The organism is Chryseotalea sp. WA131a, from assembly GCA_025370075.1.
Classification (GTDB): Bacteria; Bacteroidota; Bacteroidia; order Cytophagales; family Cyclobacteriaceae; genus ELB16-189.
On record CP073016.1, the window covers coordinates 2744669 to 2759252 of the forward strand.

Below are 14584 nucleotides of genomic sequence, written 5' to 3' on the forward strand. Positions count from 1 at the left end.
GCAACGGAATAAAAGATGGGTGAAGTAATATTCAACAACATAAAAGTAATACTGTCAATTGGCAAAGTTTGGGGCATAAAAAAGGCTGTCTTTTAAAAAAGACAGCCTCTTATATAATTAATACTAGCTTGTTTTTCTATGCCTCAGCTACTACCGAAACAAAAGACTTATTTTCTTTTCCTTTTTTAAAGACTACTGTACCAGGAATCAAGGCGAAAAGCGTATGGTCTTTTCCCATGCCCACATTTCTACCCGGGTGATGCTTTGTGCCGCGCTGGCGAACGATAATGTTGCCGCCAATTACTTTTTGGCCACCAAAAGCTTTTATACCTAGGCGTTTGCTTTCCGACTCGCGGCCGTTCTTTACTTTACCTTCCCCTTTTTTATGTGCCATAACTCAATTTGAAAATTTGCTAATTCGTTAATTTGAAAATGATGCCAGCTTTATTACCAACTTGTTAAATCGAAGACCGAAGTAATTTTCAAATCTTCAAATTATCAAATTGGTTAATCATCCAATGCTTTCAATTTGCACCTTCGTGTATTGTTGACGGTGACCATTGCGTTTTGCATAACCTTTTCTGCGCTTTTTCTTGAACACAATAACTTTATCACCTTTTACGTGCTCTAGGATTTTGCCAGAAACCTTCACGCCAGAAACAGTAGGAGATCCCACCTGCACGCTGCCATCTGCATCTGTTAAAAGAACTTTATCGAACGAAACAGCAGTTCCTGCATCGCCCTCCATTTTAGGCGCATATATATATTGGTCTTTGCTAACCTTAAACTGCTTACCGGCAATCTCAACAATGGCGTACATATTTGTTCTTTTAAAAATTGGAGTGCAAAGATAAGGCTACTGGACAAAAAAACAAGGGTTTGTTGGGAAAAAGACAGGGAAATCGCTTTTAAGAAATTTTCAGATAACAAAATGATTATGAAGTATTTGGAGCAAGGGCAGTGATACTGTATTTTTGATTCATCAAAATGAGTTACGTGAAAAAAAATGCGTAGCCCAAATCCCCTTAGAGATAGCAACTCGGTTTTCCATACATCCTTCAGCCCCTTGCCCGACCCTCGCAGAACCACCAAAGGCCACTTTCAATACCCGCTGGATGAGATTTTGTTTTTAGTGATCTCGGCCGTACTGAGCGGGGCCGATGGCTGGTGCCCCGTACACGTTTTCGGGAAAGCCAAACTGGACTGGTTGCGCCAATACCTTCCCTATGCAAATGGGATACCTTCACACGATGTGTTGGGGAAGGTGTTTGCGTTGATCGACCCCGTTGAGTTCAACCGGTGTTTTATGCTTTGGGTCAATTCCCTGTCCAAACTAACGGACGGGGAAGTGGTTGCCATAGATGGGAAGACGCTTTGTGGATCAGCTTCGCAAGACCGGACAGCTTTTCACCTGGTCTCTGCTTATGCCACCCAAAACAGGCTTTGCCTGGGCCAACAATGTGTGAAGGAAAAGAGCAATGAGATCACCGCCATCCCTGTTTTATTGGACATGCTTGCCATTGAAAGCTGTGTGGTCACTGTGGATGCAATGGGCTGCCAACAGGATATTGCCCAGAAAATCCTCGACAAGAAGGCCGATTATATTTTGATGGTGAAGGACAACCAGAAAAGTCTGAAACAACAGATCGAGAAAGTGTTCACCCTTGAAAAACCTTCCCATTCCCATAGGCAGACAGATATGGGGCATGGGCGTGCAGAAAAAAGGGGATGTGATGTGATCAGTGGGCTGAGGTTTTTAGATGACCGTTCGAATTGGCCGGGGCTTCAAAGTATCGTGCGGATAAGATCAGAACGGGCAGAAAAGAAAACAGGGAAGATCACGCGGGAGGCCCGCTATTATATTTCTTCTTTGCGCGGGGATGCCGCACAGTTCAATGCCAAGATCAGGCAACATTGGGCAATCGAAAACAACCTGCACTGGTCATTGGATGTGCTCTTCAACGAAGATGCCCTGCTGATGAAATCCGGAAACTCGGTTATCAATTTCTCGATTGTCAACAAGATGGCCTTGGCTTTGTTGGACAAAGAAAAATCCACCAAAATGTCCAAACGATCTAAACGGTTGACCGCTGCACTAGATGATGGTTACAGAAGTTTGGTGCTGAAATGTTAAAAGCGATTTCCCTGGGGAAAAAGAGGGGAATTAGAATAGGGTAGATAAAATATAAGCAATAGGCTTTCCGCTAAGGAGAATAAATAGTCAAAAATTTGATTAACAGGCAGTTGAAAATTAAAAATTGATAAAATGCCGGAGAAAGTCACTTACCCTACCTGAAGATAAACAGCTAGGAGTTTAACAATTTAGTAAGTAGGTAAGCGGTAATGGTAATTATTCTGGTCATCAATAAACATAGGCAATCAGTCACTCCAAATCTCCAAACTCTGATTCCAAAATTCTATGTTCATTTTCACGCAGCCTTTAATACAACAATTCAATCGATTGAGCAACCATTCAAGCATTATTAAATTTTAAAAAAAGTTTAATTCAAACTTCACTTCGCTTCAACTCTTTAAGTAGGTGATTATGAATTCATTTTCTTTTACATGATTTTTTTTTCCTGTCTTTTCACCGCTTTGCCTGTTGTTCATCTCTTTGAATTCTCTTTTGCATTTAAGTTATTTGTCGATGCTGTTGTCAAAATTTTTGTACAACTAAAAAATCAAGACTGCTGCATAAAAATTTTAACGACTAAACAAGTAAACCAGCAACTTCTTTTTTAAGATTTTGTTGACAAGACATACCACTATCTAAACCAATATTTTTTAAATGAGCCAAACCCATATTGAACCCATTTTGAGAGAGAACAAAGACCGATTCGTTCTCTTTCCCATTACCCACCCTGACATATGGAAGTACTATAAACAAGCCGAAGCCAGTTTTTGGACAGCCGAAGAGATTGACTTAGGGCAAGACATGAAAGATTGGCTGGCATTGAACGATGGCGAGCGCCACTTCATCACGCACGTGTTGGCCTTTTTCGCGGCTAGCGATGGCATTGTGAACGAAAACTTGGCCGAGCACTTTGTTTCTGAAGTGCAATACACCGAAGCAAAGTTTTTCTACGGCTTTCAAATCGCCATCGAAAACATCCACTCGGAAACTTACTCTTTATTAATAGACACCTACGTTAAAGATCCAAAAGAGAAAGACATGCTCTTTCACGCTATCGAAACCATGGATTGCGTGAAGAAAAAAGCCGACTGGGCACTAAAGTGGATCGACCAAGGAAATTTTCAAGAACGCTTGGTAGCATTTGCGGCCGTGGAGGGCATTTTCTTCTCAGGTTCTTTCTGCTCCATTTTCTGGTTAAAGAAACGCGGCTTGATGCCTGGCTTGACTTTCTCTAACGAGTTGATCAGCCGCGATGAAGGCTTGCATTGCGATTTTGCTTGCCACTTGTACACTGAACATGTAAAAAATCAATTGCCCGTGGAGCGCGTGATTGAGATTATAAAAGATGCGGTAGAAATTGAGAAAGAGTTTGTTACCGATGCCCTGCCCGTGAATTTGATTGGTATGAACGCTTTGCAAATGTGCCAGTACATTGAATATGTGGCCGATCGCCTCATCAATGAATTGGTCGGCCAAAAAGTGTACAACGCCACTAACCCATTCGACTTTATGGACATGATCAGCTTGCGCGGAAAGACCAACTTCTTTGAGAAGCGCGTGGCCGAATACCAGAAAGCTGGAGTAATGAAGAGCACTGAAAAAGAAAGTGCTCCAAAGTTTTCGTTGAACGAAGATTTTTGATATATTCGATTCGCCATTTTTTAAACTTTTTTTTTAACAACCCACAACCTATTCTAACATGCTCGTATTAAAACGTGACGGACACCGGGAGTCCGTAAAGTTTGATAAAATCACCGCCCGAATTGAAAAACTCTGCTACGGTTTAGATCCCAAATTTGTCAACCCAGTAGAGGTGGCGATGAAAGTAATCAATGGTTTGTATGACGGTGTTTCTACCGTAGAACTGGACAACCTTGCCGCTGAAACTGCGGCATCGTTAACCACCAGGCACCCAGATTTTGCCAAGTTGGCGGCACGGATTGCGGTTTCGAACCTGCACAAGGTTACAAGTAAATCGTTTTCCAGCACCATGAAACGTTTGTACAACTACGTTGACCCAAAGACAGGGCAAAATGCCCCCTTGATTTCGAAGGAGTCATGGAAGGTGATTCACGAACACGCAGCCGAACTGGACGAAGCCGTTCTATACGATCGCGACTTCAGCTACGACTACTTTGGTTTCAAAACCTTGGAGCGCTCGTACCTGATGAAGATCGATGGAAAAGTGGTGGAGCGTCCTCAACACCTGTTAATGCGGGTAGCGGTGGGCATCCACGGAGAAGATATTCCGGCAGCTATTGAGACATACAATTTACTTTCAGAGAAGTGGTTTACACACGCCACTCCTACCCTCTTTAACGCAGGCACACCCAAGCCTCAACTTTCATCTTGCTTCTTGTTGACCATGAAGGATGATAGCATTGATGGCATTTATGATACATTAAAACAAACCGCCAAGATTTCTCAATCAGCAGGTGGCATTGGCTTGAGCATTCACAATGTGCGTGCAAAGGGCTCTTATATTAAAGGAACTGGCGGCACATCCAACGGCATTGTGCCCATGCTGAGAAACTTTGACATGACAGCTCGGTACGTAGATCAAGGTGGCGGCAAACGCAAAGGCAGTTTCGCCATTTACTTAGAGCCGTGGCATGCCGATGTGTTTGATTTTCTCGAACTGAAGAAAAATCACGGCAAGGAAGAAATGCGCGCCCGTGATCTTTTCTATGCGATGTGGATTCCGGATTTGTTCATGAAGCGGATTGAAGACAACGAAATGTGGTCGCTCTTCTGCCCGAACGAGGCTCCTGGCCTTGCCGAATGTTGGGGTGAAGATTTCGAGCGCTTGTATGAAAAATATGAGAAAGAAGGAAAATACCGCAAGCAAGTAAAAGCACAAGATTTGTGGTTTGAAATATTGGAAGCTCAGATTGAAACGGGCACTCCTTACATGTTGTACAAAGATGCCGCCAATCGCAAATCCAATCAAAAGCATTTGGGTACGATCAAGTCGAGCAACTTGTGTACAGAGATTATCGAGTACACCTCGCCTGATGAAGTAGCCGTATGTAACTTGGCGTCTATCGCGCTGCCTAAGTTTGTAACAGACGAAGGTAAATTCGACCACCAAAAATTGTATGAGATCACGAAAGTGGTAACACGCAATCTCAATAAAGTAATTGATGTAAATTACTATCCTGTTATAGAGGCGAAGAACTCAAATATGCGTCACCGCCCCATCGGCATTGGCGTGCAAGGGTTGGCCGATGCGTTTATTTTGTTGCGTATGCCGTTTGACTCAGAAGAAGCGCGTGGTTTGGATACCGATATCCACGAGACGATTTACTTTGCCGCCATGGAAGCTTCGATGGAGTTGGCAAAAGAGAATGGTCCATATGAATCGTACAAAGGCTCACCCGTATCAAAAGGAATTTTCCAATTTGACATGTGGGGCGTAACGCCATCGTCAAGAAGATGGGATTGGACCAAGTTGAAACAAGAAGTGAAGAAAAACGGTGTACGCAATTCCTTGTTGTTGGCTCCGATGCCTACCGCCTCTACTTCGCAAATTTTAGGAAACAACGAGTGCTTTGAGCCCTACACATCCAATATTTACACCCGCAGAACATTGTCGGGTGAGTTTATCATTGCCAACAAGCATCTGATGAAAGATTTGATCAGTGCAGGTTTGTGGAGCGAAACCATGCGCCAAAAATTGATTGGTGCAAATGGCTCGGTACAAGGCATTGCAGAAATCCCTCAAAACATTAAAGACATTTATAAAACCGTTTGGGAGATTTCGCAGAAGGCCATTATTGATATGAGTGCCGACCGCGGTGCTTACATCTGCCAAAGCCAGAGCTTGAACATCCACTTGACCAATCCAAACTTTGGCAAGTTGACATCGATGCACTTCTATGCTTGGAAGAAAGGTTTGAAAACCGGTATGTACTATTTGCGTAGCAATGCAGCAGCCGATGCCATCAAGTTTACACTTGATAAATCAGCACTTGCCCAACCTACCACCGCAGAGGCAACCACTACCATGACGGTGAGTGAAACCGTAACCGTACAACAACCTGTGATGGTGGCTGCTGAAACGCAACAAACCTTGCGCTACGAAGCACCCGTAACGGATTACGAACAAAAACGTGCCGACATGGCATGTTCATTGGATAATCCTGATGCGTGCGAGGCGTGTGGTTCGTAAAAGAATCAAGAATAGAATTCAGAAGAAAAAAAACCCGGCTTATCACCGGGTTTTTTTGTTTACTCCAAAATCATGTTTGACGACTTGGGATAGCGGATCGTATACTGAAGTTTGATGGCTTCTGTCTTGCCGGGCTGAATTACCTTTTTCCATTTCAATAAACCCGTTTCTTCGTTGTGCTCTGCGTTGGAGTCCTCTATCTTATCTACATCAATATCTTTTGTGTTGGGAATAGGCAACTGATCTTCGATCAAAATCAAGACAGGTTGCGTTTTTTTATTACGCACTGTAATCTCGTAGGTAAACGAAGATTTTTGACTGCTTCCAATCAATTGCCTTGACGAGAGGTTCTTTAACTTCTCGCGCTTCACCGACACATTTGAATCTCTGCCCAATGAAATACGAAGCGTGTCGCTTGAGTTGCGTGTATCCAAAACCGATTTTCCAATGAATTTACCTTCAAAAAATAAGTTCGCTTCGCCTGCCAGAAAATTGTATTCATCCCACCCTGTCACTTTTGCAATTAGAAAAGCATCCAAATCAATTTTTGGAACGCAAGAATATTCGTACAGCGCATCCAGTCCATATTCAACCATATCCGTAGCACGCACTTCTCCGTCTGATTTAATTGAAAAAGGCTCGGTAATGGTAAATTCAAAATTGGTTTGCTTTACAATAGTGGTAGCCGCAATTGTTTTGGGCACACGCGGAGTGTAGGTTCTAAATCCATCATCGTTGGTAACGGTACTAATAGAACCTGTTAATTCTCTTTTTTGCGAAACCCCATAACCCGTTACAACTATTTCATTCAACTGAGTTGCATCCGAAGATAGATGAACATCGATTGCATTTCTTCCGTTGATTGGAATTTCTTCGGTTTTCATCCCGATAAAGGAAACCACTAACGAAAAAGCTTCAGGAGGCAGCGACAAGTGATAGTTTCCTCCCGCATCTGTCACCGTGCCAATGGTGGTTCCTTTTACAACCACATTAACACCCGGCAATCCAACTCCATCTTCATCGCTTATCACTCGACCTTGCACATAAGAGCTACTTGAGTTTACTCCTACAGACGCTATGCCTCTGATTCGAATGGAATTGCTATAGCCATTATTGAATCCTAATACCCATGTTTTCAATGACGGCTTCTCTCCCGCCATGAGCGGATTTGCCGAAGAGATGATCAAGTCAACATTGTCCCAATCCTCACCCGATTGTTGTGATACATTGGCTTTGTAAGTAATGCTGACGGGCGACTCTATATTCTTTGCGCGAATGTCATACGATGGAAACCACTTCGCATTTTTTACCAAATATTTTAAGGAAAAGTTCGATTGAACATCCGCTTTAGATGAAACCTTCACAGCTATTTCCCCACTTTCCTCTTCTTTCGATGAACTTAATTCCCTTAGTTGGCTATCAATCTTGGCAATGTCTTCATTTATTTTTCTGATGTTTTTATCGATTTCAAAAAGCTTGGACTTGATTTCCAATAGCCGCTGACGAAAGTAGTCCATGGCGATTTTAAGTTGCTCAACCTCCACGCCTTTTGAAGTGCCGCCAATTGACTTATTGGTTTTTAAAATGATCTCTTCTTCCTTATAGACTTCTTCTTGCGATAACTCCTGTCTGAGCAAAATGGCTAACCGCTTTTTCTCGATTTCAAGATTTGATATCCTGCCCGGCTTTTGTTGTTTTTCAAGGTAATCGACATTAAAAGCAACAGATAATATTTTTACACCTTGCGAGGCTTCCGCCTGAATGCTTTGTTCCAATATCCGAGGTGATAAGTTTTTGAAGGTGAGGATCGTGACACCTGCCCTCAGGTTTACGGTGGCATTTCTTGTTACTTGTGCGCCTTCTAGGAAAACCGTGGCTTGTCTAATTTTAGAAGATACACTTTGATTCTGCTCTTGAGCGTAGGCCATAGCAATTGTAATAGCCAATAATGAAGTAAAGATTGCTTTCATAGCGTTGAGGTTTAGGTTTCAACACTAGGATGCTTTCGTTATGTATTTTCCATAAAACGGGGCCAGATATAAAGTTGCAAGGGCTGCCGAAAAAAACACTACCCTGTGGTTTGCGTGGAGGGTGGTGAGGGTAGAGATTTTTTTGCAAGCGTAGCGCACCTTTGCGGCTTTCTATTACGCATACCCGTAACTTTGTGTTATGTTTAACTATTGCTACTTCATTAGTAACTCAAATAGTTTGGTGTTGATATAAAGGGTTTCTTTCCAAACTTGTTTTGACTTTAGAATACCAATGTCTTCGAGTTGTTTAAGATATTTAGATGCTGTAATGCGAGATATCTTCATGCGGGTAGTTAAAATTTCAGTTTTACAGTAAGGGTGCTCAAATAAAATCTCGATTAATTCTTTATCGTACGCTTTGGAAGCTTCCTTCTTTACCTTTTCCTGTGTGCTGATGAACAGTTTTTGAATGGCTTTAATTTGTTCGATTGTCTCAAGGGAGGTTTGCTCCACGCCTTTTAACATATACAGAATCCAATCTTCCCATTTATCTTTTGTACGAACTTCCTGAAGAAGACGATAATATTCTGCTTTATTTTGAATGATGTACTCACTTAGATATAGGATAGGACTTTCTAATAAATCACTAAGTATGATTTGCAGTATGTTAATGATTCTTCCTGTTCGACCATTGCCGTCATAGAACGGATGGATGCTCTCAAACTGATAATGCTGAACTGCCATTTTGATAAGAGGTGAGATATCATTTTGCTCATTTATATACTCCTCTAAATTCTTTAAGAGTTTTAAAATTATTTCGTGGTCATCGGGTGGAGTATAGATGACTTTGTTGGTAGAGGCATTTCTTAGCGCGGTACCCGGAAGTTTTCGGATGCCGGCATTATTTTCTTCCAGAATTTTTTGAATGTTGATGATTGCATTCGTGCTTAAAAAACCTTTTTGCTTAATGAAATTAAAGCCAAAGAGTGCGGCCTCTCTATAGCGCAACACTTCTTTTGTGGCCGGATCAGGTTCTATGCCTTTAGCAGAGAGTGCCTGATATAGTTTGTCTTGCGTGGTGATTACATTTTCAATTTCGGAGCTGGCTCTCGCTTCTTTAAGAATAACAGCATTTAATAGAATGGAAGGATTGGGTAAGGTTGGAGCCAACCCCTTTAACTCTGCTAAAGCAACAGATGATTTCACCAACTGCCGCAACACCTTCACGGTTTCAATTTTTTCCCGTTTAGGGGGTAGTACAGGTAGTTTGTTATAGGGGTTTTCAGCAGAATCTTTCATGTGTTAATGTTTATTGCTACTAGTCACTTGGAATTCGGATTATCGTATTGTGGAGTACGACACCCCTATGCTCATTTCATGTAAAAGGTTTATACCTGATTGGGTTATCATGTAAAGATAGTGATAAATAATATACATGATAAAACTCTCAAGTATAGAAAGTATACATGAGGGATTAACTTGGGTTTACCCTCTGTTGCCTTACGACATTGCTGTTTAGAAGAAGTTTCTCGATTCTGTGGTGCACCCTTGCCCGTCAAAAAAAATTGAGAAGGTTATCCATCAAATCCAAACCAAAAGCAAAACCATTGTTATCTAAATCCGATATTTGACAAAGTAGAGTTACGTAAGTCGTATAGGTCTTTTGGTGTAGCCCAATTTTCTGAATGAATTAAGTTACGGTTCTTCACTTTGCTAGATTCTCTTATCATCACTTTTATCAAATGAAATCAGGTTCATCATTTCGCTAAGGCGTGAGCGGAGCACCGCTACCGGCACCTAGGGATTGAGCGACTTTGAATAATTTGAAAGGGTATAAAAAGAAAAAAGCCCGAATTCATAGAGAATTTGGGCTTTTAGTTTTAGTTGATTTTCAACTGGCAGAGGAGGAGGGATTCGAACCCCCGGACCTCGTGAAAGGTCTCCGGTTTTCAAGACCGGTGCAATAAACCGCTCTACCACTCCTCTGTTTACTTCTTCGCAGCTTTAGCGAAGGAGTTATTTTGCGATTTTGGACTGCAAAAGTAATGGTTATTTTGTTTTCGGCAAACCAGCAACCCTACTCTTCGCTAAAATCGGCAAAAGTCTTTTTTATTTCCTCGTTATCGTATTTAGGATAGGCCGGCAAGGCTGCACTAAGCTCTAAAGTCTCCAATTTTTGATTGTTGATAATGGGCAACAGCTTATCGCGGTCGGCATCAAAAGATTTATCCCTGCGGGCAGATTTAAGGGCATACTTACGGGCAAAGTTGTCACCCTCCAATTGCAATTGGTTACGGATCTCAACATTGATTTTCAGCTTGTCCAAAATCTCATTTTTCGATTTGCCAATCACTTCCGTTGCTTCCAGGGTTCCCAACGTAAGCACCGTAGTTCCCCCAATGGCAGAAACGGCTTTGTAGCTGTTGGGGTCGTTCGATAAAACGACAGGCGATAATCCGGTGGTTGCACCCAACGATGCATTTAAAATGGCGCGATTCTTTTTGCCCTTTTTCGCTTGCTTCAATGTTTTGCTCAACACCTCATGGTTCTCGTCTAGTTTTTCGATCAATGATTTGGCTGTAAGGAGCAAGTTTTTATATTTCTGAAATAGCAACTTGTCCTTTTCATCAATATTTTCGGCATCGAGCACTTTTACTTTAATCTTACGTTCAATCCGATTGGCGGATTTATCCAACACAAAAAAAATCAAACCAATGGCCTTTTCTTTTTCTGCCTCTTCTACAAAACTGTATCCCGGCAACCAAGTAAACTCACCCTGCACATTGGTACTTTCTTTCAAACTGTTTTTGCTGATACGCGTATCGGAACTAACAAAGTCGAACGTGGTGATGTTATCATCTCCATTTGGGTCAGAAGCATAAATCTTAAAGTTCAACCGATCGTCTTCTTTGATGGTGAAGGTGCTATCGCCCGGAAGGATGAGCAAATCAGGCGGCAGGTCGAGTTGCGTCTGGGCAATTTTTATACGGCCTTTTATCTCTGCTTGTTCGGGTTGGTCTTGAATAACAAATTCCAAAACCAACGCATTATTTTTTAAGAAGTTGAATTGATTGCGCGAAGGGTTCCAGGTAATTAAACCTTGCGAAGAAAACTGTAAACCCTCTGGCAGCTGTGAAACAACAGGCTTGTACACGATGGGGTCATTGTCAGGATCGGTCACATAATCGTCTGAAATTTGATATTGATTTTGCGTGGATTGCTTGACGTAAAAAGTGGGCAAGTCGTCAATCAGTGGCGGCCTATTTTGATGGAGGATAGTAAATGAAATTGGCTTCCGTATGCGATGACCATTTTTCCATTCGGCCTGAAATATCAACGTGATTTCTTTTTGCTTTTCAAGACGGTCAACCAAATCAAAAGAAGGCGTCCACGAAAAACGGCCGAGCGTATCAAGCGAAATTCGGTAGCCATTGATTCCGTCTATCGAAAACCTAGGTTTTTCTGGGTCGGTGACATTCAAATTAAAGGTGAGCTCTTGGCCTTCTTTTAAAACCGTCCAGTTTTCAGTGCTAGGAAAAATGAAATTTTGCCCAAAAAGATGATCAGACACCAAAATAAAAACAACAATAAAAGGCCAAAGCCGCATGACGAAAACTATTTTAACGAGTGGCAAATTTAGTATTTTGTGCGTTTATTAAAACTGTAACTTTCGTCCAACATCAGTTGCTGTTATGCCAAAATCCAAACCCGAAAAGAAGCACAACTTTTTTGAGGACGTATATGAAGTGGTGAAGTTGATTCCGAAGGGCCGTGTTACGAGCTATGGTGCGATTGCCAAATACCTTGGCACCGGCATGAGCGCGCGTATGGTGGGATGGGCGATGAATGCGGCCCATGGCCTAGGTATTGCTGCACACCGAGTGGTCAATTCAAAAGGACTGTTGACTGGCCGGCATCACTTCACGCCACCAAATTCGATGCAAAAGAGTTTGGAAAAAGAAGGAGTGAAAGTGAAGAAACATCAAGTACAAGATTTTGAAAAGAGACTTTGGGATCCGAGGAAGGAGTTGCTTTAAATCTTTGCCTCATGCTTCAAGCTACACGCCACAAGCCTGCGGCCTGAAGCATGGACGTGCAGCCAAATGAGGTAATGAATTAACACAAATTTTCAATATTTTTCAACATGACAATCGACCTTCGAAGCGACACCGTAACCAAACCAACTCCTGCCATGAAAGAGGCCATGTTCACAGCCGAGGTAGGCGATGATGTTTTTGGTGAAGACCCCATGGTAAATAAACTGGAAGAAAAGTGCGCAGCCCTATTAGGCATGGATGCAGCCGTGTACTGCCCCAGCGGCACCATGACCAACCAAATTGGCATCAACGTGCTCACACAGCCCTACGATGAAGTGATTTGCTACAAAGGCGCACACATTTACAAATATGAAGGAGGTGGACTGATGGGCAACAGTCAGGTAAGTGTAAAATTATTGAATGGCGATAGAGGAAGAATATCAGTTGAGGAAATTGCGGCCAATATCAATAACGATGACCAGCATTATCCTCGCACAGCGGTGGTAGCTTTGGAAAACACAGTGGTGCGTGAAGCGGGAAGTTTTTATTCATTGAAAGACATTGAAAAAATAAGTGCCTTTGCTCGCAGCAAAAATTTACAAATGCACTTGGATGGAGCAAGGTTGTTCAATGCGTTAGTAGCCACAAGAGAAAATGCGGTTGACTACGGAAAATATTTTGACACGATTTCAATTTGTTTATCGAAAGGATTAGGTGCTCCTGTGGGTTCAGTATTGGTTTGCAAAAAGGAGTTTGCAAAAAAAGCGCGAAGAATGCGCAAGGTTTTTGGTGGAGCTTGGCGGCAAGCTGGATTTTTAGCTGCTGCTGGAATTTATGCCCTAGACCATCATGTTGGTCGATTGAAAGAAGACCACGCACGAGCAAAAAAATTAGGCGAGTGCTTGCAGCAACAATCGTATATAAAATCAGTAATGCCAGTAGACACCAATATTGTGATTTTCGAACTGGTAGCCGCTGTAACACCAACTTTGTTCTTAGAAAAAATAGGAAATCATAATATAAAGGCACTCGCCTTTAGCGCTACTGAAATCAGGTTGGTGACACATTTGGATTTTGATGATACTATGCTGCAAAAGACAATCACTGCATTAAATCAACTTCGTTTTTCATGATGGATGAATTAGGAAAATCGATACCCATCTCGGAGGGAATGGTAGATGCCGAACAAGGTGGGGAGCGCAAGCAGCCCAATGAGTTTTGCTTGAACTGTGGAACAAAATTGCTCGATACCTTTTGCCATCATTGCGGTCAAAAGGATATTCCACAGCGGCAAACGCTAGGCGAGCTCTGGACAAATTTCATTTCATCGTTCTGGAGTTACGAAGGGAAATTTTTCCGCACGACCAAATACCTAGTTACAAAACCAGGGTTTTTAGCTGAAGAGTATTGTGCCGGCAAGCGCGAAAGCTATTACCATCCCGCCCGCATGTACGTGTTCATCAGCTTTGTGTTCTTCTTCGCCTTTTTTTCCGTTGCAGATTTTGAAGAAGAAAAAAAAACTGAAAAGGACAAAGTTGAACTCAGTGAAAAAGACAAGAAAGAAATTGCCGATAATACAAAGAAAGGTTTGGATCAAGTTGTAAAATTTACGGGCGATTCCTCATTTGTTGCCCTGAGTGATTCCGTCCAGAAGCAGGTAAATGCCAGCTTAGATACCACTAAGTCAAAAAAGAAAAAGCAAAGCGGTGCAAGTTTCAATTTCGATGATGTAGCAGAATACAAGACGATTGAAGCATATGACTCCATTCAGCTGACCAAGCCAGAGGCAGACCGCGACAATTGGTTTGTTCGGCTTGTTTCAAAACAAGTCATTAATGTACGAAACAAGTATGGCGAAGATTCAGAAAGATTGGGTGAAGAATTTCTTGCTGCCTTCAAGGACAATTTTTCCAAGGTGCTGTTCTATTTGCTTCCTTTTTTCGCACTACTGCTCAAGTTGCTGTATATCCGCAGGGGATACTACTATAGCGAACACCTGGTATTCTCGATTTACTACTACAACTTCTTTTACCTAGCCGGCACCTTGCAAATAATGGTAGGACTTTTGCCTTGGCTTGCATGGACGAGCACGTTTATAGGGTTTTGGATTGTACTGTACTTGTTGTTCGCCATGAAGCGCATGTACAAACAAAGCTGGAGGAAAACTATTTTAAAATACTTAGTCTTTGGTTTTTTATTCATCATCTTGGTAGCAATTGCTTTTGCAATTAGTGCTTTTGTAGTGTTCTTATCGATTTAAGTTGTGATTAAC

The 14584-nt window shown here is 42.1% G+C and carries 11 protein-coding genes and 1 tRNA gene; 6 read left to right on the plus strand and 6 right to left on the minus strand.

Annotation, left to right across the window (positions count from 1 at the left end):
• Positions 1-136 precede the first annotated feature (136 nt).
• Positions 137-394 (minus strand): 50S ribosomal protein L27, encoded by a 258-nt coding sequence (gene rpmA / locus KA713_12490; GenBank protein UXE65307.1) that lies wholly within the window; start codon positions 392-394, stop codon positions 137-139.
• A 117-nt stretch (positions 395-511) separates the two neighbouring features.
• Positions 512-820, minus strand: coding sequence for a 50S ribosomal protein L21 (gene rplU, locus KA713_12495; GenBank protein UXE65308.1), 309 nt, complete (start codon positions 818-820; stop codon positions 512-514).
• Between the two features lie 186 nt (positions 821-1006).
• Between rplU and KA713_12500 the strand changes: the two genes are divergently transcribed.
• The 3 genes from KA713_12500 (at position 1007) to KA713_12510 (ending at position 6305) form a co-directional block, all read left to right on the plus strand.
• A complete protein-coding gene (locus KA713_12500) occupies positions 1007-2134 on the plus strand; it encodes an ISAs1 family transposase (protein UXE65309.1) in 1128 nt (375 codons plus the stop codon).
• Between the two features lie 654 nt (positions 2135-2788).
• Positions 2789-3775 carry a ribonucleotide-diphosphate reductase subunit beta gene (locus KA713_12505; GenBank protein ID UXE65310.1) on the plus strand — a complete coding sequence of 329 codons (987 nt, stop codon included), beginning with the start codon at positions 2789-2791 and terminating at the stop codon, positions 3773-3775.
• 58 nt (positions 3776-3833) lie between these two features.
• A complete protein-coding gene (locus KA713_12510) occupies positions 3834-6305 on the plus strand; it encodes a ribonucleoside-diphosphate reductase subunit alpha (protein UXE65311.1) in 2472 nt (823 codons plus the stop codon).
• Between the two features lie 59 nt (positions 6306-6364).
• On the opposite strand, the gene KA713_12515 is transcribed toward KA713_12510, so the two are convergent.
• The 4 genes from KA713_12515 to KA713_12530 all read right to left on the minus strand — a co-directional run bounded on the left by KA713_12515 (position 6365) and on the right by KA713_12530 (position 11882).
• On the minus strand, positions 6365-8275 hold the full coding sequence (locus KA713_12515; protein UXE65312.1) for a mucoidy inhibitor MuiA family protein: 1911 nt from the start codon (positions 8273-8275) through the stop codon (positions 6365-6367).
• 213 nt (positions 8276-8488) lie between these two features.
• Entirely contained in the window at positions 8489-9574 is a 1086-nt protein-coding gene (locus tag KA713_12520) for a Fic family protein (protein ID UXE65313.1), read from the minus strand.
• A gap of 597 nt (positions 9575-10171) precedes the next feature.
• Positions 10172-10261: transfer RNA gene (locus tag KA713_12525), tRNA-Ser, on the minus strand.
• A gap of 91 nt (positions 10262-10352) precedes the next feature.
• On the minus strand, positions 10353-11882 hold the full coding sequence (locus tag KA713_12530) for a hypothetical protein (GenBank protein ID UXE65314.1): 1530 nt from the start codon (positions 11880-11882) through the stop codon (positions 10353-10355).
• Between the two features lie 85 nt (positions 11883-11967).
• On the opposite strand from KA713_12530, the gene KA713_12535 reads away from it, so the two are divergent.
• From KA713_12535 to KA713_12545, 3 genes are all read left to right on the plus strand, one after another.
• Positions 11968-12312 (plus strand): MGMT family protein, encoded by a 345-nt coding sequence (locus KA713_12535; protein UXE65315.1) that lies wholly within the window; start codon positions 11968-11970, stop codon positions 12310-12312.
• 107 nt (positions 12313-12419) lie between these two features.
• Positions 12420-13445, plus strand: a complete 1026-nt coding sequence (locus tag KA713_12540) for an aminotransferase class I/II-fold pyridoxal phosphate-dependent enzyme (protein ID UXE65316.1) — start codon at positions 12420-12422, stop codon at positions 13443-13445.
• The gene (locus KA713_12545; protein UXE65317.1) at positions 13442-14572 is read left to right on the plus strand and encodes a DUF3667 domain-containing protein; all 1131 of its coding nucleotides are present in this window, start codon (positions 13442-13444) and stop codon (positions 14570-14572) included. Before KA713_12540 ends, KA713_12545 begins: the two co-directional genes overlap by 4 nt.
• Positions 14573-14584 lie beyond the last annotated feature (12 nt).

Coding starts and splice junctions, on each gene's coding strand:
- rpmA (UXE65307.1), bottom strand. CDS start 394: ATGGCACATAAAAAAGGGGAAGGTAAAGTAAAGAACGGCCGCGAGTCG.
- rplU (UXE65308.1), bottom strand. CDS start 820: ATGTACGCCATTGTTGAGATTGCCGGTAAGCAGTTTAAGGTTAGCAAA.
- KA713_12500 (UXE65309.1), top strand. CDS start 1,007: ATGCGTAGCCCAAATCCCCTTAGAGATAGCAACTCGGTTTTCCATACA.
- KA713_12505 (UXE65310.1), top strand. CDS start 2,789: ATGAGCCAAACCCATATTGAACCCATTTTGAGAGAGAACAAAGACCGA.
- KA713_12510 (UXE65311.1), top strand. CDS start 3,834: ATGCTCGTATTAAAACGTGACGGACACCGGGAGTCCGTAAAGTTTGAT.
- KA713_12515 (UXE65312.1), bottom strand. CDS start 8,275: ATGAAAGCAATCTTTACTTCATTATTGGCTATTACAATTGCTATGGCC.
- KA713_12520 (UXE65313.1), bottom strand. CDS start 9,574: ATGAAAGATTCTGCTGAAAACCCCTATAACAAACTACCTGTACTACCC.
- KA713_12530 (UXE65314.1), bottom strand. CDS start 11,882: ATGCGGCTTTGGCCTTTTATTGTTGTTTTTATTTTGGTGTCTGATCAT.
- KA713_12535 (UXE65315.1), top strand. CDS start 11,968: ATGCCAAAATCCAAACCCGAAAAGAAGCACAACTTTTTTGAGGACGTA.
- KA713_12540 (UXE65316.1), top strand. CDS start 12,420: ATGACAATCGACCTTCGAAGCGACACCGTAACCAAACCAACTCCTGCC.
- KA713_12545 (UXE65317.1), top strand. CDS start 13,442: ATGATGGATGAATTAGGAAAATCGATACCCATCTCGGAGGGAATGGTA.